The sequence below is a fragment of the Candidatus Avelusimicrobium luingense genome, from assembly GCF_902757105.1.
GTDB lineage: Bacteria > Elusimicrobiota > Elusimicrobia > Elusimicrobiales > Elusimicrobiaceae > Avelusimicrobium > Avelusimicrobium luingense.
In genome coordinates this window covers 25526-49874 of sequence record NZ_CACVTK010000007.1, presented here as the reverse complement: position 1 = coordinate 49874, position 24349 = coordinate 25526, and the positions used below count along the sequence as shown (strand labels likewise).

The following is a 24349-nucleotide window of genomic DNA, read 5'->3' as shown; positions in this document are numbered from 1 at the left end:
GAGAAGTAATTTGTGCTCATACGTCCGTTCGTGAGCCTTATTTTTTGATATGATATAAAAATAGATTTTATATATAAGGAGTATCTTCTATGACAACGGCACGAAAAATTGCATTAGTAACAGGCGCCAGTCGCGGCATTGGGTTGGCGATTGCCAAACAATTAGCGCAAGACGGTTTTGATATTTGGCTCAACTACCGCTCCAACCACGCCGCGGCCGAGAAAGCCAAACAATCTATTGAACAATTAGGGGCAACTTGTACCCTTGTTCCCTTTGATGTGGCCGACGGAAAAGCCGTACAAGAGGCGTTAAACCCGTTGCTTGCCAAACAAACTCCGTTTGCACTTATCAATAATGCCGGTATCCGCAAAGATAATTTGCTGATTTTTATGCAAGATAATGAGTGGCACGATGTGCTTTCCACTATATTAGGCGGTTTTTATCATGTTACGCGTACCGTCTTGGCTGCGATGATTCGTGCACGTCAAGGACGCATTGTTAATATTGCTTCGTCGGCGGCACACGCGCCCGTGCCGGGGCAGACCAATTATTCCGCCGCCAAAGCAGGTATTGTCGGCGCGACGCGCAGTTTAGCCGCCGAAGTGGCCAAACGCAATATTTTAGTCAATGCCGTTTCGCCGGGGTTTATTGAAACGGAAATGTTGGACGGACTTCCCATCGATAAAATTTTGCCGCTTATTCCGTTAAACCGTTTAGGTAAACCGGAAGAAGTGGCGGGGCTCGTGTCGTTTTTATGTTCGGAAAAAGCCTCCTATATTACAGGACAAGCGTTTCAAGTCAATGGCGGAATTTGTATGTAAATCTGCCGTACTAAAATTGATATAATACGAATATGGACGATTCTACTACTGTTGTAATTACGGGCATGGGGGCCGTGTCTCCGTATGGCCCGGGTGTGCAGAAACTTTGGGAAGGACTTTCCCAAGGTGCAAATTGTATGCACGCTGTGTCGGAATTAACAGAATTGCCGATGGTAAATACCAAAGTGGCGGCGACTGTTCCCGATACCGATTACTCGTTTATTCCCCGCAAAATACGCCGTTCCATGAGTCGTATGGGCATTTATGCCTATTTGGCAGCACAAGAAGCCCTGCAACAGGCCGGTTATGAAAACGCACCGGATCACCTCGGCTTTTTTATGGGTTCTACGCTAAACAGTATTTCCGTATGGTTAGAACTTGCATCATATAGCCAAGGGGCACATTTGGAACGAATTAAAACGTCCGATTTTTTACAAATTATGAATCACTCGCCGTTAGCGGCGGTGTGCCAAGCGTTAAAAATAAACGGCCCCGCCATGGGCGGTAGTGAAGCGTGTGCGACCGGACTCATGAATATGGGCCTTGGTTTTTTAGCCATTCGCAGCGGACTTGTTTCGCAAGCCTTGTGCGGCGGTACGGAAGAATATCATCCGATGTTTAGTGCGTGCTTTGATATTATGCAAGCCACGTCCACCAATTCCAATGATAACCCGTCTGCGGCGTGCCGTCCGTTTGACGAAAGTCGTACGGGCCTTGTCGTATCGGAAGGATGTGGACTTGTATTTATGGAAAGTAAAAAAAGTGCGCTTGCCCGCGGCGTACCGATTTTAGCCGAAGTGCTTGGTTTTTATTCCAATACGGATACGGAAAATATGGCTTTTCCGTCGCAGAAAACATTGGAAGCATGTATGCGCGGCGCGTTGGCGTCCGCCCATATATCGCCTAAACAAGTAGATTTATTAAATGCCCATGCTACCGGAACAATCGCCGGAGATATTGCCGAAACACAAGCCGCACAAGCGGTTTTCGGCCCGTCCTTAAAAATCAATAGTTTGAAAGGACATCTGGGCCATACGATGGGCGCAAGCGGCAGTTTAGAAAGTATTGCTTGTGTAAAAATGCTGGCCGATCAACAAATTTTGCCGACGAAAAATTTACAACAACCGGACGCACGTTGCGGTAGGGTAGATTATGTGCGTTCTCCCCGCCAAACGCCCTTGCATATTATCATGAAAAACAGTTTTGCTATTGGTGGAAATAATTGTTCATTACTGATAAGGAGACCCCTGTGATTACACGTGAAGAAATTATTAAACAAACGAACGAAGCCTTGCAAAAGGAGTTTGAATTTAAACCGGAACAGTTAGTTCCCGCCGCCCGGTTACGCGATGATTTAGGGCTAGACAGTTTGGACGCGGTAGATATGGTAGTGGTGCTGGAGCAAAAATTTGGTGTCACATTACGCCAAGGATATGATTTACGCACCATCGTTACCTTGAATGATTTGTACGACTTTATTGAAAAATTAGCCCAGACCCATACCAACTAACTTATGACGCGTTTGCGTACCTTTTTTAATACGGTTGTAATTGGTACAGTGGCGATAAGTTGGTTAGTGCTGTCGTCGTTGGTGGCGGCAGTGTTTCTTAATATCCGACGCGATAAAACAGGCCGGGCCGTGCGAAAATTTGTATTTATTCAATCGCGCGGTATTGTGTGGTTAATGCAACTGGCGGGCAAGTCACTTCGGGTGGATGTTTCTCCCCGCCCATCGGGCCCTTGCGTGGTGGTTGCCAATCACGCTTCCGCGTTGGACTTATACACAATTAGCGCGTTTGGATTTGATAATGTGGTGTATATTACCAAAGGGTGGGTGTTCAAACTGCCGTTTTTCCGTTACGTAATGAACAGCGCCGGATATATAGATGCTGAAAAAACACCGCCCGAACAAATGTTAAATTTATGTCGGCAAGCGGTTCAAAAAGGGTGCGATATTGTCCTTTTCCCACAGGGGTCACGCAAAGACCCGCAAGCCCGGTTCAAAAGCGGTGCATTTTATTTGGCAAAACAACTTGACTTGCCCGTTGTTCCGGTGGCGATTTGCGGCACACAAACAATGCTTCCCGCCGGACATTTTACCATAGCCCCCGCGCATTTGGTATTAAAATCTTTCCCCGCTGTCTTGCCCGCAGATTATCCCGGCGAGTTAGGACATTTACACATGGCGCAAGCCGTTAAAAAACAAATTATGGATGTAGTGAATCAGGAAACAGAACTATGCAACAAGTAGAAAAGAAAACTTTTCCGACAGTTACTTCTTTACTTCCGCATCGCCCGCCGATGTTACTGGTGGATGAAGTCTTGTCCGTGGAACCGGTTATCGGAACGGCGCGGGCTTGTATCGGGCCTAACCATTTATTTTTGCGTCAGGATGGCACTGTTTCGCCGGAAGTTTTTTGCGAACTCGTAGCGCAAGGATTTGGCGTGTGTGAAGCCTGCCGCCGACTTGAGAAAGGCCTTACGTTGGACGGCGGTGGTTATTTGGCCAGTTTGCGTGATGTGGAAATTTTTGCATCTGCCAAAACAGGCGACACTTTAACCGTTAAAACCGAAAGAGTAGACGAGTGTTTTGGTACGTATATTGTGAAAGGCGAAGTATTTTCTAACGAGCAAAAACTCGCGCAAGCCACCGTCTATATTTTTATGTGGCAAGGAAAAACACCGGAGACAAAATGAAAAAATTATTTTGGACTTTTTTATCCATAGTTTTAATATGTCTTTCGGTCAGTGCGCAACATGTTAAAAAGCCGTCTTTGCAAGATTATGCCGCACGACTAAAAGAAGTCAAAACTTTAACGAGTAATTTTGTGGAAGAAAAACATTTGGCGCTACTTTCTCAGCCGATGCAAAGTACCGGTACGCTAAATTTTGATAAGGACGCACAGAAATTGCGCTGGCAATATAAGACTCCTTTTGAAAATGGTTTTTTGATTGAAAAAAATCGTATTTCCCGTCTGAAAAATAGTCAAAAGCAGCCTATTCAAAATGCTATGGGGCGTTTGATGGCCGGGCAAATGTTGCAGTGGCTTACGCTTGATTTTGATACGTTGTCTAAAACATATCTTATCACACTAAACGGACAGGAGATTATCTTTACTCCGCGTGATAAAAACAACCAAGCCGTCAAACTAATTACCGTTTGGTTAGACGAAAAAGATTCGCGCATTGTCCACCGAGTCAAAATGGATAACCCAAACGGCGATTTTGTATTATGGCGATTTTCCGATACGAAACTGAATCCCCAATTACAAGACGGAGTCTTTTTATGACATGGATCGGCACGCACTGCAAATTAATGGCTATTAGTCTGTTATGCGTGGCGTGCGCGGTGGGATTATTCCGTAATCCAATAGAAGAAAACATCTTGGCTCTTGTGCCTAAATCTATAAAAAAACAGGTTGAACTGTTTGAACATTCTCCGTTAAGCCAAAAGTTAATTGTAATGGTGCAAGGCCCGTCGGAAGAACAGACCAATCGGGCCGCACAAACGGTGCGCGAAAAACTGACGCAAGCCGGTCTGGTGCGTGTTTTTTCCCCCCAACAAAATCTGACCGAAATGTTACGCGCGTTGCCTGCTCGTTTTACGGCGAGAGACCAACAGCAAGCCGAACAAAAATTAGAACCGCAAGCAGTAGCCGCCCAATTTGAAAAATACCAAGAACAATTATTTTCTTTTTCCGGTATATTTTTTCAACAACTTATTACACACGATCCGTTTAATTTAGCCCCATTATTATTTGATAAATGGGCGCAACTGGGCGAGCAAACCCAAACGCATTATCAAGATGGGTTTTTATCTTCCGCAGGCGGCACATTACAAGCAGGCTTGTATGATTTAACAGTGCCTACCGCTGATTTTTCTACGGCTATTCGCGTGCAACAAGAACTGGCGCGCTTGGCGCAAGAACTGGCACAAAATGTGCGCGTATTTTTTATGGGCGGACTTCGTTATACATTGGAAAATGTGCAGTTAATTAAACGTGATTTAGTGTGGGTGAGTTTGGCCGGACTTTGTTGTTTGGGGCTGATTTTTGCATGGTTTTTCCGTTCTAAACGTGCACTATTGGTGTATGCGTTACCGTTACTGGTGTTATTTCCGGCGGCTTTTATTACCCAACAAATTTTCGGACGTATCAGCGGTATTACATTAGGATTTGGTAGCGTGGTGGCGGGGCTATCGGTGGACTATGCGGTGTATGTATATTTTGCTACGGCATCTTTGCATTTGCCCGGTGCAAAACGTGCGTTATATTATCATTTGGGATGCAATTTTTTAACGTCTGCATTATGTTTTGCTGCGCTCCTTTTTTCGTCGGTAGAAGTGTTTAAGCAAATTGCCGTATTTGCTTTAGTGGCCCTGGTGCTTTCTTTTATGATAGCGTGCTTTGTTTTTCCGCCGTATTTTAAAAAGGCTCCGTTGCAAACTCCCGCGCATATGGTGCATTTTTTTAAGCCGTTTTCATTTCGTTTAGCGTGTTTAACAAGCATCATTTTAGTGGGTTTTGGAATATGGGGCATGTTTCACGTGTCGTTTAATGCACAATTAGATTCATTAAATTCTACATCGGCGCAATTTAGGCGTGATAAACAACTGACCAACCAACTGTTTGATACCGGTACGCATGCGTTACTTTTTGTACTCGGCAAAACCCCGCAGGAAGTGCTTGAAAGTAATGAACAACTTTCGCGTGCCTTACCGCGTCCGTTGGCTACGGCCGATCTTTTTGTTTCGGCGCATACGCAAGCGCAAAACAAACAACGATGGGTTTCTTTTTGGAATGAAACACGACGTGCATATGCCAAAAATCTCTTGCAACAACAATCTGCAAAATTAGGTTTCAATGCAGCGGCTTTTGCGCCTTTTTGGAAAGAATTAGATAATGCTGCCGAACAAGACGATGTGGATTTTTCGTCGTGGTATAACCCGCTTATTTTGCTGCGTGACGGCTCATATGCGCTTGTCAATGTGGTGCCCGATGAAAAAATATATGAAGAAATTTCTTTCCGTTTCCCGGCACAATTTGTGTCGGTTTCGCAATTACAATACCGGTTGACGCACAGTATCAAACGCGAAGCCTTGTGGGTAGTATGTTTGGCCTTATTGTTTAATTTTATAGCCGTGTGGTTAGTTTTTCGCCGATTGCCTGAAACGTTGCTTTGCTTTGTTCCCGTCGTATTAGGGGCGTGCGCGCTGGTGGGTGTGTTGGCCTTGGTGCGATTGCCTGTTAATTTATTCGGGCTCATTTTTTTACCGCTACTGGTTGGGTTAGGTATAGATTATGCCATTTTCCAACTGATGAAATTACGGGCCGGTAAATCCGGGCTTGCCCCCTTATATCCGCCGCAAGCCCTTTTGGCGGCCGGGTTATCTACGCTGGCCGGATTCGGCGTCCTTATCCTAGCCAAACATGCGGTGCTGTTTATGATGGGTTTTTGTGCACTGGTCGGTATTGGGGCGGCGGTGCTTATTGCGATGTTTGTTTTACCGCCTTTATGGGAGCGTTTTATATGAAAAAATTAACGTATATTATTTGCTTTTTATTAACAGGTTGCAGTTTGCCGCTTGTATATGCGCCGGCTCCTACTAAGTCGCTGGCTATGCAAAAGGCGGTTATTGCTAAAGGGGTATTGCGTCCGCAAGATATTTCTTTTACACTAATTAGTGATTACCAACAAGGCCGTGCACGGGCGGTGGTGATTGGTGAGCCTGCTTTTACGTGGGTAGATATGAGCGTGACGGAAAAAGAAATTATTTTCCACGAGAAAAATGCACAAGTTCCTAATCAATTGGCCCTTGAACTGGGCAAACTGGTGCAAGCACAATTTTTGACCGCGTGCCCGGCGCGTAGTATCAACCGTCCGGCTAAAAAGTTACGCGGAAATTTTGAATTGGAAGTAACGGGGGGCGTATGTCCGTAGAACAGGCTGTAAAAGATAGTTTTCAAACTCAAACACCTAACGGTTTTTTATACCGCCTTGCTGAAGATTTCCCGGCGTTTAAGGGACATTTTGATGCGTATGCGGTGTTGCCGGCAGTGTGCCAAATATCGCTGTGTAGCGACGCGGCCAGCCGCTTGTTGGGTTATCCGGTGCAACTGCGGGCACTGAAACGGGCAAAATTTTTGCGTCCGGTACTACCGCAAACGGATATTCTTGTTTGTCTTTCATCCCGTCCGGACGGGAGTTTCTTAGCGGAGTTGATAAACGCCAAAGACAGTGCAAAAATCAGTCAACTTACCTTGCAGTTTACGGAGAAATCTAAATGAAACAATATACCTATTTTAAGCCCGAACCCGGCGCGCCCGCCCCGTTGGAAAAATCTATTTTTCATACCGTGCGTTTTAACGAAATAGATGTCATGCGTATTGTGTGGCACGGTCATTATGTGGCGATGTGCGAAGATGCCCGTATGGCGTTGGGCGACAGCGTCGGCCTTGGCTATGGCGATTTTTTTAAGCACGGGGTATTGCTGCCCGTGCGGCAGATGCATCTTGATTATTTATCCCCCCTTGTCTATGGTCATACGTATGAAGTAAAAGCGCGGCTTTTTTATACCGAAGCGGTGCGGCTCAATGTAGATTTTACGATATTAGACGAACAAAAAAAGGTAATGGCACGCGGATATAGCGTGCAGTTGCTTACGGACATGAATCAACAGGTTTTGTTTGAACGTCCGGCTTTTTACGAAGAAATATGCCAAGCATGGAAACAGGGAACACTCAAACGTCCGTAAAAATTTTAGTAGTTATTGCTCATTATAATCACACCAAAACGTTGCGCGAAGTGGCAGAGCGCTGTCTTGCCGTGTGGCCGGATGTGCTGGTGGTGGATGACGGAAGTTCTGTTTCTGTAAAACCTTTATTAGACGGTTTGTCTGTTTCCTTTTTGTGCCAAACACCCAATCAAGGCAAAGGAACGGCTATCTTGGCGGGGAGCACATGGGCCAAAGCGCATGGTTTTACTCATATTATTACGCTGGATGCCGATGGTCAACACCATCCGGAAGATATTCCGCTTTTTGTATCGGCGGTTGAAAAGAACCCTGCTGCGTTAATTATGGGGGTACGCAAATTTGATGATACGGTGCCGCGCAGTTCGCGTTTTGGACGGAAGTTCGGTAATTTTTGGGTGCATATCCAAACCGGGAAAGCCGTACGGGATATTCAAAGCGGTTACCGTTGTTATCCGGTAGATATGCTTAACGTATTAACCGTATGGAGTAAGCGCTATGCTTTTGAAGTAGAAGTAACGGTGCGTGCGTTGTGGGCCGGATTTGAAGTGAGGGAACTGGATATTCCGGTTGTATATACTAAAGAGCGTGTATCGCATTTTCATAAACTAAAAGATAATGTGCGTCTTACGGTGCTTAATACTTATTTAACATTGCGCGCTATGCTTCCGGTTGCTCACCGTCAATACGAATATAAAGACGGAGAATTAACTCCCCGCCCGTTTCGTCAAACCTTGCGTGATAATTTAGCCGCGCCGGGCAGTGTGTGGCGTAATGCGTGTAGCGCGGCATGGGGTATTTTCTGCGGCTCTATTGCTTTTCCCGGAATCAGGCAAGTTTGGCTATTTAGCGGGGCGGGATGGTGGAATTTGAACCGTTTACTATGTATATCGTTTGAAAAATTATGCGTCGGGCCTATTGTGCCTGCCGTATGTATTGAAGTAGGATATTACGTGCGCTACGGCCATTTTTTAACACAATTTAACTTCACAACGTTGGGACGGCAAGCCTTACAACGGATAGGCGAGTGGATACTCGGTTCGCTGATTGTGGCGCCGGTATTGGCGACAATTACGCTGGCGGTAGTTGCTGCCGTCGGGTGGATATTACGTAGGAGTTTACATGAACACGCTTGAAGAAACAACCGGGCGTAGTATTGCTTCGCGTTTTAAGCATCGGTTTGTATATGGGTTGATTTCGTTGGGCGGGCGGAAATTGGCTTATTGGTTTTTATACCCGCTCGTATTAGTATATTGTCTTTATCCGTCGGTGCGAAATAAATCACGTGCGTATATTGTGCGTCGTTTTTCACCCAAAACGAATTGGGAGTTTTTCAAACATACCTACCGCTTAAATTTGACATTCGGGCGCACGTTGGTAGATCGGGCCGCGTTGGGGATTTTAGGCTCTGCCGAATTTCATACTGACGAGAAAACACGCCAATTATGTGAAAATCTCTTACAACAAAAAAAAGGACTTTTACTTTTGACAGCACACGTGGGATGTTGGCAAAGTGCGGTAAATTGCATGAATTTTTTACATACCAAAATGCACATTTTGTATTACCGCAACCCCAAAGATAATGATAAAACCGTTGCCCAACATAGCGGAAAAAAAGCCCCGTTTTCGTTTATTAACCCAGCGGGGCCGTTAGGCGGTGTGCCGGAAATGATAGCGGCGCTGAACCGCGGCGAAATTGTCTGCGCGATGGCAGACCGTGTGTTCGGAAATCCTAAAAATGCGTTGCCGGTACATTTTTTAGGGGGTGAAGTCCGCGTGCCGTACAGTTTCTATCGTCTCTCTGCCGCGACGGGGGCGCCCATTGTTATTGCTTTTTTCCCGTGGGAGGGCTGTGGTAAATTGTCCGCGTGGGTATTCCCCCCGGTAACAGTGGAAGATAAGGGTACCGTAAAAGAAAACTATATATCTTATGCCCAACAATTTATAGACGCACTCGCCCAATTTTGTATAAAATATCCATATCAGTTTTTTAATTATTTTAATTGGTGGAGTCCTTATGCAACAACAACTTCTGGAAGAAGTAAAAACGCTCATCAGCCAAAACATTGATTTGGGCGGAAATGATATATCAGCCTGTGGCGCTGATGAACCTATCTTCGGTGATACCGGGTTATGTTTAGATAGTTTAGATGCGGTAGAACTGATTATGGTACTGCAAAAAAAATACGGTATCGTTATTGAAAATATGCAGCAGGGCCGCGAAGTGTTTAAGACGTTAGGCACGTTGACTGATTATATTGAAAAAAACCGCAAAAAATGAAACTGTCCAGTCCGGTATCTGTGGTGGGAACGGGGTGTATTTGTGCCTGTGGAAATACGCCACAGCAATCTTTTGCTAATGCGCTAACCGGACAATCTTATTTCGCATTACCTACTCAGCGCGTAGAAAGTACCTATACTGCCAAATATCCCGTTTTTTTAGTGCCACCCAGCGATTATGCGGATAAACCCGCCTCTTTAACTCATAGCCAATTTTTTATGTTGCAGGCCGCCAAACAGGCATTTTTGCAAGCGGGTATTTCCCCCCAACAATTAGACGCAAGCCGGGTGGGTGTTATTGTCGGCGCATCTGTCCACCCGTCATTCCATTGTTTCTTTTCCTATAAGCATTGGAAAAACCATTCGTTCACCGCGCAAGATACGCAAGAGATTAAAAAGTATTTAGCCACTCCGCTTGCCCAATGGCTTAGTGCCCAGTTTGGTTTTACAGGGCCGTTTCAAACGGTAGTTACCGCATGCGCAAGCGGAACGGATGCCATCGGTATGGCGAAAAATTGGATAGATACCGGACTTTGTGACGTGGTATTATGCGGCGGTACCGATGAAGTGAGCGAAAGTCCTTATGACGGGTTTATCCGCTTGCTGGTTTCTACACCGGAAAAATGCCGTCCGTTTTGCAAAACCCGCAACGGTATAAACTTAGGTGAAGGCGCGGCGGCGTTATTGTTGGCTAATAAAAAAACTGTTCAGAAATTTTCGCTATCTTGTCAAGGATATGTATTAGGATATGGAAATGCGTGTGACGGCTTTCACCCCACCGCCCCCGATCCGCAAGCCGTTGGGTTGCAAAAAGCATTGTCGTTTGCTTTGCAAGAAGCCGGGCTGACTTCGCAAGACATCGCTTTTGTTAACGCACACGGTACGGCCAGTCAAGCCAATGACAGTGCCGAATCAGTAGCATTTCACGCCCAGTTGCCCGGTGTGCCTGTATGGGGCTCTAAAAGCGTGACTGGGCATACTTTAGGGGCCGCCGGCGCCGTAGAGGCCGTTTTGACTTTGCAAGCCCTTAATAATCGTTTGGTGCCCGCTACTGCCGGATTTACGGAACCGGATGAGCAGTTAAATCTTATTCCTACAACGAAACCGTTACCGATAACTAAAAAATTTGCCGTCTCAGATTCGCTTGCTTTTGGCGGGTGTAATGCGGCTGTGGTATTAGGAGCGTGCGATGCCTTTTGATTTGTTTATTAACGGACAATCGTGCTTGACCGGAGATGCCCCGGTAGAAGATTTTGCGCCCTTTTTAGATGTACGTAAATTACGCCGTGCGCAAGCGGTTTCCAAAAACGCGTTATTGTGTGCCTGCAAAGCCTTGGCACAGGCACAACTGACACCGCAAGCACAAACGGATATGGGCATTAGTTTGGCGTTAGGTGCGGGTGCCTTGGAAAGTACGCTTAAATTTATAGATACCATTGTTGAGGACGGAGATGAATTGTCTTCTCCGACGGCGTTTGCCAGTTCTGTGCATAATTCTACCGCGTTAATGCTTTCCATGTTTTTACATATTCACGGGCCGTGTATCGTGACGGGGCAGTTTGATTCATCTTTTGCCGCCGCATTACTGAGTGCCCAGCAATTTTTACAAAAAAACATGTGTGAGCAAGTATTAGTAGTTATTTCGGAAGATATCAACCCGCTGGTTGAACAATGTGTACAACAAGATGCTCACGTGTTTGATCCGTTTATTTATCAGCCGCAATCTGCCTTTCAACGTGTAGCCGGGGCGTTTGTAATTAGTGCCAAACCCACGGAAAAAACCAGTCATATATTACGGCAAGTCAGCCTTTCTCGTACCGACGATATTTCTACCCAATCTCAACCGCAATTTCCGGTTAGTTCGTGTGCACACAGCGTACTGCTTTTTGAAGAACGATTAAAAACAAACAGTCCGTTTGTTTGGCGCGAACAATTTGCCGGAAGTATTTTAGAAATTACCGGAGAGCCGTATGTTTTCTCTTGAGCAAATATCGTTTTTGATAGAAGATATTTTTCGCACTGAATTAGTAAAACAGCGCCGCGATGCGTTTGCTTTTTTTGATACCCAAACGCCGGTGGTGCTTACCGGTATGCCAAAAGATGTTTTGGCACAGGCTACGGCGCAAGTCGGGTGTTTTTTGGGTTTCACGCCTTCCCCATTTAATTCATTGGAAGAATTAGTAAAGCAAGCCGTTAGCGCCTATCAACAAGGCAAAGCGGTTTATCTTTCTACGTCGGGCAGTACGGGTACGCCCAAACTGGCCCGCCATACGCACGAGATGATGCTTGCCGAAGCCAAAAGTGTGGGCGCGCATTTCAAAACGGCCAAACGGTTTATCACGCTTACCCCCCGCCAACACTTATACGGGCTTTCGTTTGCCGTATTTTTTCCGTCTGTTTTTGATATCCCCGCCGTGCCGTTACCACCGTTGCCCGTTCAACCGTGGCACACTTTATTAAAACCGGGCGATGTCGTGGCCGGATTTCCGCTGTTTTGGGAATATTTTTTGAAAGCCGGAAATACATTCCCGTCCGGGATAACAGCGGTAACTTCTACCGCCCCTTGTCCAAAAGGTTTGTTTGACCGCCTTAAACAAGCCGGCGCGGAAAAAGTAGTGGAATTGTACGGCGCCAGTGAAACGGGCGGAATCGGTGTGCGTTACAGCGAAGAAGAACCCTTTGAAATAAACGATTATTGGCAAGTGGATACGACGTCAGTATCCCCGCGTATTCATCGGGACGGTATTGACGGTTGGCTTGATTTTCCCGATGAAGTACGCTTTGTACCGCCGCGTGCTATTTTCCCGCTCAAACGGTTAGATGCCGTGGTGCAAGTGGCGGGTGTGAATGTATCGCTTAAAAAAGTGGAACAAGTGTTGCAATCTCATCCGGCGGTAGCCGCTTGCCGCGTTCGTCTGATGCGTCCCGAGGAAGGGCAACGCTTAAAAGCATTTATTGTGCTTGAAAAAGGACATTCCGAGCAGGAATTGCCGGATATACGGCAATTTTTAGCGGACAAATTATCTTCGCACGAGATGCCGCGGTCTTTTGCATTTGGGCCGTCGTTACCTGTTAACGCCATGGGCAAAGCCAGCGATTGGTAAATGTATAGATTGAATAAAAAGCCCTTCCGTTTGGAAGGGTTTTTTGTGGGTTAATCTAAATGTTTAATGCGCGCACCGTATTTTTTGGCAAGGGCCGTGTTGTGTTCATCTCCCCCCGGTGCGTTACTGCTTTTATAGACGGGTAGCGGTACGTTTTCTTTTTCTAAAATCTGCGCCGCTTGAAATAAAATTTGGTGCAATATCGCGGCAAATGCTATGGTAGAAATCGGGGCGACTTCGGTGTCGCCGCACGTTAAACACGTTTCGTTTTTCCCCGCACAATTATCAATCGTTAAATCGGCTGCGTCTTTAAGCAGTTTCCCCGATGAATGACGGCTTTTACTTTGCGCATGTGCGCTTGCGGCGGTAAAGGCGATGGTGAAAACACCTTTTTGTTTGGCGGAGAGTACCGCATCAATCCCGGCAGGGTTTCGCCCGGAATTAGAAAATACGAGTAACACATCCCCGGGGCGTAAATCGTGATGATTAAGTATTAGCGGTGTATAGCCTTCTAACCGTTCTAAATCGGTGCCGGTATGTGCGCCGCGCTGAAACATAAGCCCGGGGTCTAAAATTGCATTAACCCCCACAAAACAGCCACTACGGTGGAACGGCTCCAACGCCGCACTCCCGCTATGCCCGCAACCAAACGTGTGAATAATTCCGTCGTTTTTTAGGCAATGAGCGATTTTTTCGGCGGCTTGATTCATCGCATGTTGCTGGGTGCTTTCCAGCCGCGTTAATAAATTGGCAATTTCTTGAAAATATGGATTTTTATAGGTGTTTGTCATGTGTTTATTATAGCAAAATGTGTATGGCGGATAGAGCGATTGATGTTATAAAAATGTTGGTGCGGACTCGCCCTACATAAATTTCCTGACGGAAATTTTGTCCGGGCCCGCCCTCGCGGTACTCGCCTTTGCCTAACGGCAAAACTCGCACATCGCTGCGGGCTTTGAGTCCCTCACGCGCACCAAGCAGTTGGTGCGCTTCTGCATATAAAATTAAAAAACCGGGTATTTACCCGGTTTTTATAATTTTATGCGCAGAGAGGGACTCGAACCCTCAAGCCTTTCGGCATGCGCCCCTCAAACGCACGCGTATACCAATTCCGCCACCTGCGCGAAAAAATTTTTATTTACGACGAGAGATTAAAAGAACTATCCTACAACTATTTTACAAAAAAATAATACGGCTGACAAATTACCGACGGAAAAATTATTTATCCGCAGGCGCCGGTATATTTACTTTTTCCATGACGGTTACTTTATCCATAACCGAAGTGGAATTTTTTTTGTTAGAGGCGATCGTCAAAACAATAGACGTTGCCATTAACACCGCGGCTAAAATAGCGGTAAATTTATTTACAGCATTAAAGGCCGTGGGGCTAGCAAATAAATTGTCTGCACCGGACGCACCGAAAATTCCGGCGGCCGAGCCTTTTCCGCTTTGTAATAATACGAGTAAAATCAGTAATAAACAAACAATAAAATGTAACGTCAAAATCAGTCCGTACATAGCATTAAATCTCCTTTCAAATGATACTATATTATACCAATTTTTTTAGAAAAAAGATTTTCATTTCATAAAGTATTATATAATACTAAAGAAGTAGAAAATTTATCTTAAGGAGTTTTTATGAAAAAACTGATTGGAGTTTTGTTAGTCTTATGTGTATTGGGGTTTGTCGGCTATATGTACAAATCCAATACCGCCGCCGAAACGCAACCGATGGCGTCGCAAGCGGCCCCGGTACAACAACCGGTAAGTCAGCCTGTGCCGGCGGCCACTCAGCCGGTGGCTATGCCTGTTCCGCAGATTCTTCAAGTTCCGCCGGAAGATGCCCCCGATTTTTTAGCCATCAATAATTCTATGCAAGAATTGGCTTATTTGGGCGATTGTTTGCAGCGTCAGGAAGATGTGATGAAAGGATATAATACCTGCGTATGTGAACAAAATGATACGAAAGCAATTGGTATTTTACAAGAATGGAAACGCATTTTAGCCAAACATCCGCAATGGCTTGAGCCCGGCGTAACGCTTAATTTAATGAAAGAAACGGAAGTGTCTGAAACTACTACGCAGGACAGTATGAATGTGCAATTCCAAATGCGTACGCTGGCCTTAAATCCTACCGCCTTAACGCGCATTTTAGAGGCGACAAAAGCGTGTGTAACAGATCCCGCCGACATGTAAAATACTATCATGTGATACATTTTCCCCCCACTCGTATGAGTGGGGTTTTTATTTCTTTTCTAACGAGAAAAATTGACATTGTTTTTTTTTTTTTTCTATATTTTATAAAAGCAGAGTAAAATCAAAAGGAGAAACCGGATGAAAAATACAAGAACGGGCCGTTTTGGCGGATTTACGCTTATTGAATTATTGGTAGTGGTGCTGATTATCGGCATATTGGCGGCGGTGGCTTTGCCGCAATATAAAAAAGCAGTATGGAAAAGCCGCGCAACACAGTTAATAGTGGCGGTATCGGGCGTACATACTGCCAGATTGGCCAACCAGATGGCAAACGGAGAATTGGCATCTTCTTTTGAAGAATTAGCGGTGGAACCTACCGGATTTAATCAGGCATGCGGTAATTTGCTTAATGGATATTATCAACCGTTAGATTGCCGGGCTAACGACTATGGGCTGGTGTATATGAATCCGATAGAAAGTTTATCTTTCTTCCATACAGGGCCGTATCGTTATACAGGTTTTATGTTTCGGGAAAGCGGCAATCCGCAAGTTCCGTTTAATACGTTGCTGTGTTATGAAAACGGAACAAAAAATTTCTGCTCGTTTATGGGATTTCAAAATTTAGCCTATAGCGATGGGGGCAATAATTATTATACGAAGTGATAATATAGTAATTTGAAAATCAGCCCTGCCATAAAGCAGGGCTGATTTATTTTAGCGAATGTTTTAAAGATCTTCCGGTTTATTTCGCTAACGCTACTAAACCCGGAAGTTCTTTTTTAGAAAAAATTCTGCCCTGCTAAACAACGCAGGGCAGGTTTGTGTCAGAATGACAAATTTTCTGAAAGAACTTGCCGTGTTTATTTCGCTAACGCTACTAAACCCGGCAATTCTTTTTGTAGCAAAATCAACCCCACCTTGCGGCGGGGTTGGTTTGTTCCAGTACAACAAATTTTCTGAAAGAACTTGCCGTGTTTATTTCGCTAACGCGACTAAACCCGGCAATTCTTTTCCTTCCACAAACTCCATGCTCGCACCACCGCCGGTGGAGACGTGTGAAAATTCTTTTTGGTTGATTTTGCCTTTCTTCAGTACGTTGACACTGTCGCCCCCGCCGATAATGGAAATGGCTCCATTTTTCGTGGCGGCAATCATAGCGTCAGCAATAGCAAAACTGCCGTGAGCAAAGTTCGGGAATTCAAATACGCCCATCGGGCCGTTCCAGAAAATCGTTTTGCATTTCAAGAGTTCGTCTGCAAACAATTTTTCGGTTTTCGGGCCGATATCCATAGATTCCATATCTGCCGGAATAACGTCCACGTCAGTCGCTGTGGCGGTTTCGGAAAATTCTTTGGCTACGCGGAAATCTACCGGCATCAACATTTTGACGCCTTTAGCCGCGGCTTTGTCCATTACTTGTTTGGCTTCTTCAATCTTCGTGTCATCTACGAGCGATTTGCCGATTTCCATGCCTTTGGCTTTTAAGAAAGTGTAAGCCATACCGCCGCCGATAATTAACACATTGACTTTGTCCAATAAGTTATTTAAGAGTAAAATTTTATCGGATACTTTCGCCCCACCGATAACAGCCGCAAACGGACGGGCCGGGTTTTCAAGGGCTTTACCTAAAAATTCCACTTCTTTTTGTACGAGATATCCCGCACCGCTGGGGAGTAATTGCGCTACGGCGCTGGTGGACGCATGGGCGCGGTGTACCGTACCAAACGCTTCTTGCACAAATATTTCGCCGTGTTTAGCCAGTTGCTTGGCAAATTCCGTATCGTTCTTTTCTTCTTCGGGGTGGAAACGCAAGTTTTCCAACAAGGCAATTTCGCCGTTTTTCGTTTCGGCTACGACTTTATCGGCTTCCGGCCCGACGCAATCTTTAGCAAAATGTACCGGTACACCGAACAATTTTTCTACTTCCGCAGCCACAGGAGCCAAACTAAATTCCGGGCAGACTTTTCCTTTCGGGCGGCCTAGGTGAGCAATCAAAACGACGCGGCAGTTATTATCTAACAAATGTTTAATCGTTTTTTCCGTCGCAACAATACGTTTCGTATTATCTACTTTACCGTCTTTAAGCGGCACGTTGTAATCTACACGTACCAAGACTTTTTTATTTTTTAAGTCCATATCTTGCATTTTTTTAATGCTGTTAAAATTCATACTTTTGACTCCTTGATTTAAGTTGCGGTTTTTTCAAACCGTTACGTCTATATTTTACCAAATTTAGCGGCGTTTAGATTTGGCTAACAATTTCAAAATTTCAATGTAAAGCCATACAATCGTAACGAGTAAACCAAACCCGCCGTACCATTCCATAAATTGCGGTACGTCCCCCCGTTGGGACATGACCGTAATAAATTGGAAATCTAACATCAAATTTAAGGCGGCTACAATGCACACCACGACGCTAATCCCGATAGATAACGGCGAGGAAGACACTAAATACGAAATATTCCCCCCAAAAAGCGAGAATATCCACGAACCCAAATACATAATGGCAATCGCCGCCGTAGCCGAGACGATAGCCGTAGCAAATCCTTGGGTTACTTTAATAATGCCTGTCTTAAAGATAAACAACATCACGGCAAACACAAGAGCCGTAATCAACAAGGCGTTTAATACAATGCCTTCATACATCGCATTATACGTGGCGGAAATAATACCCAAAACAACCCCTTCGGCTAACGCATAAATAGGGGCGGTGATAGGCGAAACGGACGGCTTAAAACTGGTCCATATCGCCAAAATAAAGGCTCCGAAAAGTGCACCGAACAGTACGAACGGGGGCAATATACTGCCTTTGATCCAACCGAAAAATCCCCCCACGGCACATAAAGCAAATAAAACAAAAGTTTTATTGATGGTTCCTTGCAACGTCATTACTTGCCCGCCGGGTACGGCTTGGTAGCGCGGTGAAAGATCTTTGGCGCGTAATTCTCTTTCTTCTTGCGCGGATGGACGGTGTTGTTCTTTTTTGGCGCGTTCAAACGCGGCTTCGTTAAACATTGGGTTTTGTGCCATTGGTAATCTCCTTATAACTAATTTTCTATATTTTATAAAATTGCGGGAATTATAGGCGTACGTTTTTGGGGTTAGAAAAAACTCCCCGGTTTTTTACCGGGGAGTTTTGAATAGCCTTTATTTTTTATTTGAAAAATGTTTCATCGACTATTTTTCGTTGTACGTTGTTAAATTCTTGCTCGTCCATGACTTGTCGTAAGAAAGGAACAAGTTTATCCGTCAGCAAGAAATAGGTTTTGCCGGACTGACGATTGCTACCAATCGGTTCTGCCGCGTTAAAACCGAGTAAGAATTCTTGATTGTTATTGTCAAGTAAGCCGAATATCGGCGAACCTGTTTGGGCATCAATGGCTTTCCATTCTACTTGGAAGCATCTGGTTGCGGTGCAGATAGTGGCTATGTCCACATCTGCCGTAGTACGCCCCACGTTGGGAAAACGATTGCGATTCACCACGATATCATCAAACGTAGTCTTCAACGATTGAGGATTTTTCGGAATAAACAAATTCGGAATCGGTAAAGGAGAAAGTTCCTTTTTTAACTTGGCATTTTTATCATCCCAGCGTAACAAGATTACGCGGGCGTCGTAATTGGTAAAAATGTTTTTTGCGGAGATTTTTTGCCCTTCAATAGTTGCATAATCAACAATACGATAGGCAACGGGTGTTTGCGTTACGACAGGAGGTTCCCCTGCGCCCATGTAAGTTGTTTTCTGGGAAGTATTAGAATAACCAATACATACCATAGAGGCCAATACATAATGTGTGGAAATACGTACGGCGGCACATGTTTTATCAAAAGCATGCTCTTTGGCATAGGGTTCATCAAATTTGCTTCTTACGCGAAAGGTAACTTCAAAGACGCCGTCTTCGTGTGAATCGGTAGAAGTCGGATCGACGATCTTCATTTTAGTTAATTCTTCGTTAAGTTTATCCATGATTTGCGGATCGGCGGCAGAAGCGCAGGGCGCAAATGTCATGGTTGTTATAGCGGCAATCAGCAGTAGTAGTAATTTTTTCATAGACTCTCCTTGTAAAATGTGCTTCATACACATAGTATAAATAATAAATAGTAAAAATTCCAGCAGTCTTAAGACCTAATGCAACAGACAAAAAAGGCCTAAATCTTTTTAGGCCTTTTTGGGGACTTACTTAAAGTTTCTAAGACTTACTTAAAGAAAGGCTTTTGAGTTTGGTTGAAAAACAACCGATTTTTAATACGGGCCCAATCCTGCGGGCGATTTGCTTGAACCGTATTTTTAATGAAATGTAAATCTCTCTCGGTTAACGTATACCAACTGGAAGAATGGACGTTAACAAATTGTACGGCTTGGTTATACCCGGTAATAAATTCATTTCCGCGTGAATTGATAGCAAATAACGGATCGGTGTACGTACCGGACAAATCTGCAAAAGATTCTTGTAATTCCAACGTTCCGTTTTTAACAGAACCCGTTTTAAGCGTTCTGGTTCTAACGGCATTTAACCCTAACGAAGCCGAATTGATTTTGAACGTGTGTGTGTCGGACAAGGCAAACAAACGGTTTGGGTTTTGCGTGGCTAACACTTTAACAAACGGGCCGGAGAAAGTGGCTTCCTCGTTCCACACTAACATAACATGATCATTATGATCCATACGGTTTTTGATATCTTCTTTTAAGCCATAATCTAAAAAGAAACCCAAAAATTTTTCTTTCCGTCCCATATAGGTGCCTACCGCAAAAACAGTCATAGAATTGGGGTCATCACTCCACTCATTTTGTAAGCCGGTGTTGATGGCTTCGGGGCAAGTACCCGCTAAAATGGCCCAATGTTCATCTAATGCATAGGCTTTACATTTGATAGAAAAACTGGGATAGGGGTTTTCAATTAAATCGTCTTCTTTATATTCTCCGTTGACTTGGGTGCGCCCTACAACGAGATCCCCGCCGTAAAGATCAAATTCCATGGTAATGTTTTCATCAATGGCCCCTTTGTTGGGAGACGGTTGGGCCAGAACGGTTTTGGCAACGGCTTCTTGAAGTTGCTTATCTATGGCGTACTTGACGTCGCTTGCAAAAGATACAACTCCGGCACAAATTAACAGACTTACTGCAGCAATAATTTTTTTCATACAATCTCCTTATAAAATATATTCCATAATTATAGTATAGATAATAAATAACTAAAGTTTCATCGGTCTTAAGACCTAATATACGCAGTAAAAAAGACCTAGATTGTTTTAGGACTTACTTAAAAAAGGGCGTTTGCGTTTGGTTGAAAAATAAACGGCCTTTAATACTAAACCAATCTTGCGGGCGATAAGCGCGGACGGTTTGTTCAATAAACTGTAAATCATTTTTTGTTAAACTGTACCAAACCGGACAAGCCAACCCTTCTAAACTTTTCTCACCGGATAGCCACTGGGCACGAAACCATTTTTTACCTAATTTGGCGGCATTATATCCGGCAATAAATTCGGTATGTTGCGGGGTAATTAAAAACAGCGGATCGGTGGATGTACCGGATAAGTCGGTGGCACTTTCATCTAATCTAAACGTATTGCCTTTGACGGAGCCTTTTTGCAAAGAACGCTCGCGTATGCTGTCGGAAAAAAACATGTAACGCGCGGTATTGATTTTGAAGGTATTGTTGGTTTCTAATGCAAATAATTGTTCAGGTGATGTCGTGGCAAGCACATTTACGTATGGCCCTTCATAGAGTCGTTGTTCGTGCCAAATCAGCATAATGTGATTGTTATAGGCCATGTGGGTATCTTCGTGCGGCAGTTGCCCGTTTTTAGAAATCCAACCTAAAAAATAATTTGTATCATCTTGAAAAATACTGTCCCAATTTTCAAAGTTGTTGGTATGCATGGAAACGGAATAAATCTGTTGGGCATACGGGATATTTTTCTTCCAACCGTTAAAAGCAAAAGCGTGTGCGCAAGGGGCTGCTACTAACGTCCAATGGGCATCTAACGCATAGGCTTTACAATAAATCGTCGCCTGTTCCATCGGGGCGAAATTATGATCTTCCTGTACGAATCTGCCGTCGAAAGCGGTAAAGGTTATCCGGTGATTTTTCTCTATGGCTCCTTCATTGGAAAATCCGGCCGGACTTATTTGTTGTTGCGCTACGCTACGGGTTAATTGTTCGTGAATTGTATCGTGCGTCGTCGTTGCAAAAGCAAAATTTCCCCCCGCCAGCAGTAAGAAAAATGTTACTAAAAATTTCATGATTAATAATCTCCTTTATTATATTTTAGATAATTTATAGATTGTCCGACGAGGGTCAAAAGACCTATTACCGTCTGGGCCTTTTGGCTTTTGAGAAGTTTGATATCATAAAACTTGATATCCGATTTGTTTTTTGCTATTTTTATTTATAGAAATAGTGTGACAATAAGGAATAAACATATGAAAAATCAATCGGAATGTGTAAAAGGTTTTACGCTCATAGAATTGTTAGTGGTAGTTTTGATTATCGGCATATTGGCGGCGGTGGCGTTGCCGCAATATACGCAAGCGGTGGAAAAATCGCGCTTTGCGACGTACCGTGCCTTGGCCGGCAGTTTGGCACAATCTGCTGATGCGTTTTATTTGGCTAATAGCAGTTGGCCTACTACATTAGACGAGTTAGCTGTGGAAATACCTGCCGATATGAGTACGCAAAATGATATATCCAATGGCGTCTGCCGGAAAAATAATAAAATGTTTTGCTGTATGTTATTTCCTAACGGAGCAGGTATTGCCGGATCAGTAAAATGCGGGGACAATGATTATCATTTAATGTATGCCCGCGGGTTTGCCGCGATTGACGGAACGCCTATTCAAAACGCAACTTGCATAGCCAAAGAAGAAAAATACAAGGCGATATGTAAGGCTATGAGCGGTGGGCAAACGGGTACGGCCACCAGTACCAGTACCCCCGACGGTTGGGTAAGCGGTTATTATTATTACGAACTTAATTAGTTGAACAACCCCGCGCTTAGACGCGGGGATTTTTTTGTTTTGTGTATATGAAAAAAAGAGCGGATAAGAAATTTTCTTATCCGCTCTTTCGTAAAGGACATCTTATGGTGTTTAGTAAAAACTCAAAACGAACCCCCTCGCGGACACTTGCCACAAGGGGGTTAAATTACGCGTAACGCGCGGGCACTGGGAGTGCGCCTCGCACTTACATCATGCCGCCCATACCGCCCATGCCGGGCATGGCCGGCGCATGGTTATGTTCTTTTTCCGGTGCATCGGCTACTAACGCTTCGGTCAGTAATACCGTTCCGGTGATAGACGCCGCATTTTCTAGCGCGGTGCGAACCACTTTAGCCGGGTCAACTACCCCCGCTTTCAAGAGATCGCAATATTCGTCTTTTTCGGCATCATAACCGTCGGCTGCGCCTTTCATGGCAAGTACTTTATCCACGACAACAGCACCGTCCAAACCTGCATTGACTGCAATTTGTTTTAACGGAGCGGTTAAGGCTTTGCGAACGATATTGATACCGGTGCGGATATCATCGTTATCGGCTTTCAAATTATCCAAGGCTTGTTGGCAGCGCGCTAAAGCCACACCGCCGCCGGGAACGATACCTTCTTCCACGCCGGCTTTGGTGGCGTTTTTAGCATCTTCCACTTTGGCTTTTTTGGCTTTAAGTTCCGTTTCGGTAGCGGCCCCTACGCTGATGACGGCTACACCACCGGAGAGTTTGGCCAAGCGTTCTTGGAGTTTTTCTTTATCGTATTCGCTCTTGGAATTTTCAATTTGTTTGCGGATTTGTTCCGAGCGGGCTGCGATGGCTTCTTTGCTGCCTTTGCCGCTGACGATGGTCGTATTTTCTTTGTCAATCACGACGCGGGCGCATTGACCGAGCATGGCCAGTTCGGCTTTGTCTAACTTAATGCCGCGTTCTTCAGCGAGTACTTCTCCGCCTGTTAAAATAGCGATATCTTCAAGCATTTCTTTGCGGCGGTCGCCAAAGCCGGGGGCTTTTACGGCGCAACCTTTCAAGGTACCGCGAAGTTTGTTGACAACTAACGTAGCAAGTGCTTCACCGTCTACATCTTCGGCGATGATTAAGAATTGTCTGCCGCTTTGTACTACTTTTTCCAATACCGGCAATAATTCGTTCATAGACGAAACTTTTTTATCGGTAATGATCACGTATGGGTTTTCCAACACACATTCCATGCGTTCGGAATCGGTTACAAAATAAGGCGAAATATAACCGCGGTCAAATTGCATACCTTCTACGACGTCTAATTGCGTGGTAGCGGTTTTGCCTTCTTCTACGGTAATAACACCTTCCGCGCCGACTTTTTCAATGGCTTCGGCAATCATATTTCCGATTTCGCGGTCGTTAGAAGAAATGGTGGCAATTTGCGCTTTTTCTTCTTTGGTTTTGACCGGTTTGTGCATTTTGTTAAGTTGTTCTTTGGTGGCTTCTACGGCCATTTCAATACCTTTCTTAACAAGAGTCGGGTTGGCTCCGGCGGTAATATTCTTAATACCTTCGGTAAGCATCGCATTGGCTAAAACGGTAGCCGAGGTGGTACCGTCACCGGCGACGTCGTTGGTTTTGGACGCTACTTCGCGAATGAGTTGGGCGCCCATATTTTCAAATTTATCTTCTAATTCAATGTCTTTAGCAATGGTTACACCGTCGTCAATAATAAGCGGCGAGCCGAACTTTTTTTCTAACACTACGCTGCGACCCTTAGGCCCTAACGTAACTTTTACAGCATTGGCTACTTTTTCAATACCCGATTTCATTTTGGCGCGGGCTTCATCGCCGTACACAATTTGTTTTGCCATTTTTAATACCTCTTATTTTACCCCAAAATACCCAAGATTTCGTCTTGGTGAATAATTAAATACGTTTCATCATCTAATTTTACTTCCGTACCGGAGTATTTCCCGTACAACACGCGGTCGCCTTTTTTAACGTCCATAGCGGCGCGTTCGCCTTTTTCATTTAATTTACCCGGGCCGACGGCTAATACTTCCCCTTCCATCGGTTTTTCTTTGGCGGTGTCAGGAATGATGATTCCCCCTTTCATCGTCTCTCTTTCAATGGGCTTCACGATTACACGGTCACCCAACGGTTTAATTTTTACTTCTGCCATATTCCATACACTCCTTATTTTTGGAATTAAAGTTGATGTGCTTGGGGTAGTGTTTTTAGCACTC

At 44.7% G+C, this 24349-nt stretch carries 28 protein-coding genes and 1 tRNA gene; 19 read left to right on the top strand and 10 right to left on the bottom strand.

Annotated elements, in window-relative coordinates; genetic code table 11:
• Window positions 1–89 precede the first annotated feature (89 nt).
• From fabG to ACQY3H_RS06960, 16 genes are read left to right on the top strand one after another with little or no spacing between them, the layout of a single operon-like run.
• Complete coding sequence (gene fabG, locus ACQY3H_RS07035; protein WP_428075948.1) at window positions 90–821, top strand: 3-oxoacyl-ACP reductase FabG; 732 nt, start codon at window positions 90–92, stop codon at window positions 819–821.
• Window positions 822–853: 32 nt separating this feature from the next.
• Window positions 854–2074 (top strand): beta-ketoacyl-[acyl-carrier-protein] synthase family protein, encoded by a 1221-nt coding sequence (locus tag ACQY3H_RS07030; protein ID WP_428075946.1) that lies wholly within the window; start codon window positions 854–856, stop codon window positions 2072–2074.
• Window positions 2071–2331, top strand: coding sequence for a phosphopantetheine-binding protein (locus tag ACQY3H_RS07025; RefSeq protein WP_428075944.1), 261 nt, complete (start codon window positions 2071–2073; stop codon window positions 2329–2331). The genes ACQY3H_RS07030 and ACQY3H_RS07025 overlap by 4 nt, the downstream gene beginning before the upstream one ends.
• Before the next feature lie 3 nt (window positions 2332–2334).
• Window positions 2335–3072, top strand: coding sequence for a lysophospholipid acyltransferase family protein (locus ACQY3H_RS07020; protein WP_428075942.1), 738 nt, complete (start codon window positions 2335–2337; stop codon window positions 3070–3072).
• Window positions 3060–3518, top strand: coding sequence for a hypothetical protein (locus ACQY3H_RS07015; protein WP_428075940.1), 459 nt, complete (start codon window positions 3060–3062; stop codon window positions 3516–3518). The genes ACQY3H_RS07020 and ACQY3H_RS07015 overlap by 13 nt, the downstream gene beginning before the upstream one ends.
• On the top strand, window positions 3515–4111 hold the full coding sequence (locus ACQY3H_RS07010; protein WP_428075938.1) for a LolA family protein: 597 nt from the start codon (window positions 3515–3517) through the stop codon (window positions 4109–4111). Before ACQY3H_RS07015 ends, ACQY3H_RS07010 begins: the two co-directional genes overlap by 4 nt.
• A complete protein-coding gene (locus ACQY3H_RS07005; RefSeq protein ID WP_428075936.1) occupies window positions 4108–6354 on the top strand; it encodes an MMPL family transporter in 2247 nt (748 codons plus the stop codon). The genes ACQY3H_RS07010 and ACQY3H_RS07005 overlap by 4 nt, the downstream gene beginning before the upstream one ends.
• The gene (locus tag ACQY3H_RS07000; protein ID WP_428075935.1) at window positions 6351–6761 is read left to right on the top strand and encodes a hypothetical protein; all 411 of its coding nucleotides are present in this window, start codon (window positions 6351–6353) and stop codon (window positions 6759–6761) included. The genes ACQY3H_RS07005 and ACQY3H_RS07000 overlap by 4 nt, the downstream gene beginning before the upstream one ends.
• Entirely contained in the window at window positions 6752–7108 is a 357-nt protein-coding gene (locus ACQY3H_RS06995) for a hypothetical protein (RefSeq protein ID WP_428075933.1), read from the top strand. Before ACQY3H_RS07000 ends, ACQY3H_RS06995 begins: the two co-directional genes overlap by 10 nt.
• Complete coding sequence (locus ACQY3H_RS06990) at window positions 7105–7575, top strand: acyl-CoA thioesterase (RefSeq protein ID WP_428075931.1); 471 nt, start codon at window positions 7105–7107, stop codon at window positions 7573–7575. Before ACQY3H_RS06995 ends, ACQY3H_RS06990 begins: the two co-directional genes overlap by 4 nt.
• A complete protein-coding gene (locus ACQY3H_RS06985; protein WP_428075930.1) occupies window positions 7545–8708 on the top strand; it encodes a glycosyltransferase family 2 protein in 1164 nt (387 codons plus the stop codon). The genes ACQY3H_RS06990 and ACQY3H_RS06985 overlap by 31 nt, the downstream gene beginning before the upstream one ends.
• Window positions 8695–9642, top strand: a complete 948-nt coding sequence (locus ACQY3H_RS06980) for a lysophospholipid acyltransferase family protein (RefSeq protein ID WP_428075928.1) — start codon at window positions 8695–8697, stop codon at window positions 9640–9642. Before ACQY3H_RS06985 ends, ACQY3H_RS06980 begins: the two co-directional genes overlap by 14 nt.
• A complete protein-coding gene (locus tag ACQY3H_RS06975) occupies window positions 9590–9853 on the top strand; it encodes a phosphopantetheine-binding protein (RefSeq protein ID WP_428075924.1) in 264 nt (87 codons plus the stop codon). Before ACQY3H_RS06980 ends, ACQY3H_RS06975 begins: the two co-directional genes overlap by 53 nt.
• Entirely contained in the window at window positions 9850–11052 is a 1203-nt protein-coding gene (locus tag ACQY3H_RS06970; RefSeq protein ID WP_428075923.1) for a beta-ketoacyl-[acyl-carrier-protein] synthase family protein, read from the top strand. Before ACQY3H_RS06975 ends, ACQY3H_RS06970 begins: the two co-directional genes overlap by 4 nt.
• The gene (locus ACQY3H_RS06965) at window positions 11042–11836 is read left to right on the top strand and encodes a beta-ketoacyl synthase chain length factor (RefSeq protein WP_428075921.1); all 795 of its coding nucleotides are present in this window, start codon (window positions 11042–11044) and stop codon (window positions 11834–11836) included. The genes ACQY3H_RS06970 and ACQY3H_RS06965 overlap by 11 nt, the downstream gene beginning before the upstream one ends.
• Entirely contained in the window at window positions 11823–12956 is a 1134-nt protein-coding gene (locus tag ACQY3H_RS06960; RefSeq protein ID WP_428075920.1) for an AMP-binding protein, read from the top strand. The genes ACQY3H_RS06965 and ACQY3H_RS06960 overlap by 14 nt, the downstream gene beginning before the upstream one ends.
• A 50-nt stretch (window positions 12957–13006) precedes the next feature.
• Here ACQY3H_RS06960 and ACQY3H_RS06955 read toward each other — a convergent pair whose 3' ends face one another.
• The 3 genes from ACQY3H_RS06955 to secG all read right to left on the bottom strand — a co-directional run bounded on the left by ACQY3H_RS06955 (window position 13007) and on the right by secG (window position 14474).
• Window positions 13007–13747, bottom strand: coding sequence for a sugar isomerase domain-containing protein (locus ACQY3H_RS06955; RefSeq protein ID WP_428075919.1), 741 nt, complete (start codon window positions 13745–13747; stop codon window positions 13007–13009).
• Between the two features lie 251 nt (window positions 13748–13998).
• Window positions 13999–14080: transfer RNA gene (locus ACQY3H_RS06950), tRNA-Leu, on the bottom strand.
• 94 nt (window positions 14081–14174) lie between these two features.
• The gene (gene secG, locus ACQY3H_RS06945) at window positions 14175–14474 is read right to left on the bottom strand and encodes a preprotein translocase subunit SecG (RefSeq protein WP_428075917.1); all 300 of its coding nucleotides are present in this window, start codon (window positions 14472–14474) and stop codon (window positions 14175–14177) included.
• A 120-nt stretch (window positions 14475–14594) separates the two neighbouring features.
• Here secG and ACQY3H_RS06940 point away from each other — a divergent pair, with 120 nt between their 5' ends.
• Window positions 14595–15152: a hypothetical protein gene (locus ACQY3H_RS06940; protein ID WP_428075916.1), complete on the top strand. Its 558-nt coding sequence runs from the start codon at window positions 14595–14597 to the stop codon at window positions 15150–15152.
• A gap of 138 nt (window positions 15153–15290) precedes the next feature.
• A complete protein-coding gene (locus ACQY3H_RS06935; protein ID WP_428075915.1) occupies window positions 15291–15815 on the top strand; it encodes a type IV pilin protein in 525 nt (174 codons plus the stop codon).
• 312 nt (window positions 15816–16127) lie between these two features.
• Here the strand turns inward: ACQY3H_RS06935 and ACQY3H_RS06930 are convergent, their stop codons facing one another.
• From ACQY3H_RS06930 to ACQY3H_RS06910, 5 genes are all read right to left on the bottom strand, one after another.
• Window positions 16128–17321 (bottom strand): phosphoglycerate kinase, encoded by a 1194-nt coding sequence (locus ACQY3H_RS06930; RefSeq protein WP_428075913.1) that lies wholly within the window; start codon window positions 17319–17321, stop codon window positions 16128–16130.
• 63 nt (window positions 17322–17384) lie between these two features.
• Entirely contained in the window at window positions 17385–18182 is a 798-nt protein-coding gene (locus ACQY3H_RS06925) for a Bax inhibitor-1/YccA family protein (protein WP_428075911.1), read from the bottom strand.
• 124 nt (window positions 18183–18306) lie between these two features.
• Complete coding sequence (locus ACQY3H_RS06920; protein ID WP_428075909.1) at window positions 18307–19203, bottom strand: hypothetical protein; 897 nt, start codon at window positions 19201–19203, stop codon at window positions 18307–18309.
• Between the two features lie 146 nt (window positions 19204–19349).
• Window positions 19350–20294: a hypothetical protein gene (locus tag ACQY3H_RS06915; RefSeq protein WP_428075907.1), complete on the bottom strand. Its 945-nt coding sequence runs from the start codon at window positions 20292–20294 to the stop codon at window positions 19350–19352.
• A gap of 115 nt (window positions 20295–20409) precedes the next feature.
• Window positions 20410–21399 (bottom strand): hypothetical protein, encoded by a 990-nt coding sequence (locus tag ACQY3H_RS06910; RefSeq protein ID WP_428075906.1) that lies wholly within the window; start codon window positions 21397–21399, stop codon window positions 20410–20412.
• A gap of 180 nt (window positions 21400–21579) precedes the next feature.
• Between ACQY3H_RS06910 and ACQY3H_RS06905 the strand changes: the two genes are divergently transcribed.
• Entirely contained in the window at window positions 21580–22134 is a 555-nt protein-coding gene (locus tag ACQY3H_RS06905) for a type IV pilin protein (protein WP_428075905.1), read from the top strand.
• 205 nt (window positions 22135–22339) lie between these two features.
• Here the strand turns inward: ACQY3H_RS06905 and groL are convergent, their stop codons facing one another.
• Together groL and ACQY3H_RS06895 are read right to left on the bottom strand one after the other, a co-directional pair.
• The gene (gene groL, locus ACQY3H_RS06900; protein ID WP_428075903.1) at window positions 22340–23974 is read right to left on the bottom strand and encodes a chaperonin GroEL; all 1635 of its coding nucleotides are present in this window, start codon (window positions 23972–23974) and stop codon (window positions 22340–22342) included.
• A gap of 17 nt (window positions 23975–23991) precedes the next feature.
• Window positions 23992–24285, bottom strand: coding sequence for a co-chaperone GroES (locus ACQY3H_RS06895; protein ID WP_428075901.1), 294 nt, complete (start codon window positions 24283–24285; stop codon window positions 23992–23994).
• Window positions 24286–24349: the final 64 nt, after the last annotated feature.

Excerpts from the sequence above, each read along its gene's own strand:
- ACQY3H_RS06895 (WP_428075901.1), bottom strand. The coding sequence starts at position 24,285 with ATGGCAGAAGTAAAAATTAAACCGTTGGGTGACCGTGTAATCGTGAAG.
- ACQY3H_RS07015 (WP_428075940.1), top strand. The coding sequence starts at position 3,060 with ATGCAACAAGTAGAAAAGAAAACTTTTCCGACAGTTACTTCTTTACTT.
- ACQY3H_RS06910 (WP_428075906.1), bottom strand. The coding sequence starts at position 21,399 with ATGAAATTTTTAGTAACATTTTTCTTACTGCTGGCGGGGGGAAATTTT.
- ACQY3H_RS07000 (WP_428075935.1), top strand. The coding sequence starts at position 6,351 with ATGAAAAAATTAACGTATATTATTTGCTTTTTATTAACAGGTTGCAGT.
- ACQY3H_RS06915 (WP_428075907.1), bottom strand. The coding sequence starts at position 20,294 with ATGAAAAAAATTATTGCTGCAGTAAGTCTGTTAATTTGTGCCGGAGTT.
- ACQY3H_RS06955 (WP_428075919.1), bottom strand. The coding sequence starts at position 13,747 with ATGACAAACACCTATAAAAATCCATATTTTCAAGAAATTGCCAATTTA.
- ACQY3H_RS06960 (WP_428075920.1), top strand. The coding sequence starts at position 11,823 with ATGTTTTCTCTTGAGCAAATATCGTTTTTGATAGAAGATATTTTTCGC.
- ACQY3H_RS06975 (WP_428075924.1), top strand. The coding sequence starts at position 9,590 with ATGCAACAACAACTTCTGGAAGAAGTAAAAACGCTCATCAGCCAAAAC.
- ACQY3H_RS06995 (WP_428075933.1), top strand. The coding sequence starts at position 6,752 with ATGTCCGTAGAACAGGCTGTAAAAGATAGTTTTCAAACTCAAACACCT.
- ACQY3H_RS07005 (WP_428075936.1), top strand. The coding sequence starts at position 4,108 with ATGACATGGATCGGCACGCACTGCAAATTAATGGCTATTAGTCTGTTA.
- secG (WP_428075917.1), bottom strand. The coding sequence starts at position 14,474 with ATGTACGGACTGATTTTGACGTTACATTTTATTGTTTGTTTATTACTG.
- groL (WP_428075903.1), bottom strand. The coding sequence starts at position 23,974 with ATGGCAAAACAAATTGTGTACGGCGATGAAGCCCGCGCCAAAATGAAA.
- ACQY3H_RS06935 (WP_428075915.1), top strand. The coding sequence starts at position 15,291 with ATGAAAAATACAAGAACGGGCCGTTTTGGCGGATTTACGCTTATTGAA.
- ACQY3H_RS06980 (WP_428075928.1), top strand. The coding sequence starts at position 8,695 with ATGAACACGCTTGAAGAAACAACCGGGCGTAGTATTGCTTCGCGTTTT.
- ACQY3H_RS06940 (WP_428075916.1), top strand. The coding sequence starts at position 14,595 with ATGAAAAAACTGATTGGAGTTTTGTTAGTCTTATGTGTATTGGGGTTT.
- ACQY3H_RS06905 (WP_428075905.1), top strand. The coding sequence starts at position 21,580 with ATGAAAAATCAATCGGAATGTGTAAAAGGTTTTACGCTCATAGAATTG.
- ACQY3H_RS06925 (WP_428075911.1), bottom strand. The coding sequence starts at position 18,182 with ATGGCACAAAACCCAATGTTTAACGAAGCCGCGTTTGAACGCGCCAAA.
- ACQY3H_RS07020 (WP_428075942.1), top strand. The coding sequence starts at position 2,335 with ATGACGCGTTTGCGTACCTTTTTTAATACGGTTGTAATTGGTACAGTG.
- ACQY3H_RS07010 (WP_428075938.1), top strand. The coding sequence starts at position 3,515 with ATGAAAAAATTATTTTGGACTTTTTTATCCATAGTTTTAATATGTCTT.
- ACQY3H_RS06985 (WP_428075930.1), top strand. The coding sequence starts at position 7,545 with ATGGAAACAGGGAACACTCAAACGTCCGTAAAAATTTTAGTAGTTATT.
- ACQY3H_RS06930 (WP_428075913.1), bottom strand. The coding sequence starts at position 17,321 with ATGAATTTTAACAGCATTAAAAAAATGCAAGATATGGACTTAAAAAAT.
- ACQY3H_RS06965 (WP_428075921.1), top strand. The coding sequence starts at position 11,042 with ATGCCTTTTGATTTGTTTATTAACGGACAATCGTGCTTGACCGGAGAT.
- ACQY3H_RS06990 (WP_428075931.1), top strand. The coding sequence starts at position 7,105 with ATGAAACAATATACCTATTTTAAGCCCGAACCCGGCGCGCCCGCCCCG.
- ACQY3H_RS07030 (WP_428075946.1), top strand. The coding sequence starts at position 854 with ATGGACGATTCTACTACTGTTGTAATTACGGGCATGGGGGCCGTGTCT.
- ACQY3H_RS06970 (WP_428075923.1), top strand. The coding sequence starts at position 9,850 with ATGAAACTGTCCAGTCCGGTATCTGTGGTGGGAACGGGGTGTATTTGT.
- fabG (WP_428075948.1), top strand. The coding sequence starts at position 90 with ATGACAACGGCACGAAAAATTGCATTAGTAACAGGCGCCAGTCGCGGC.
- ACQY3H_RS06920 (WP_428075909.1), bottom strand. The coding sequence starts at position 19,203 with ATGAAAAAATTACTACTACTGCTGATTGCCGCTATAACAACCATGACA.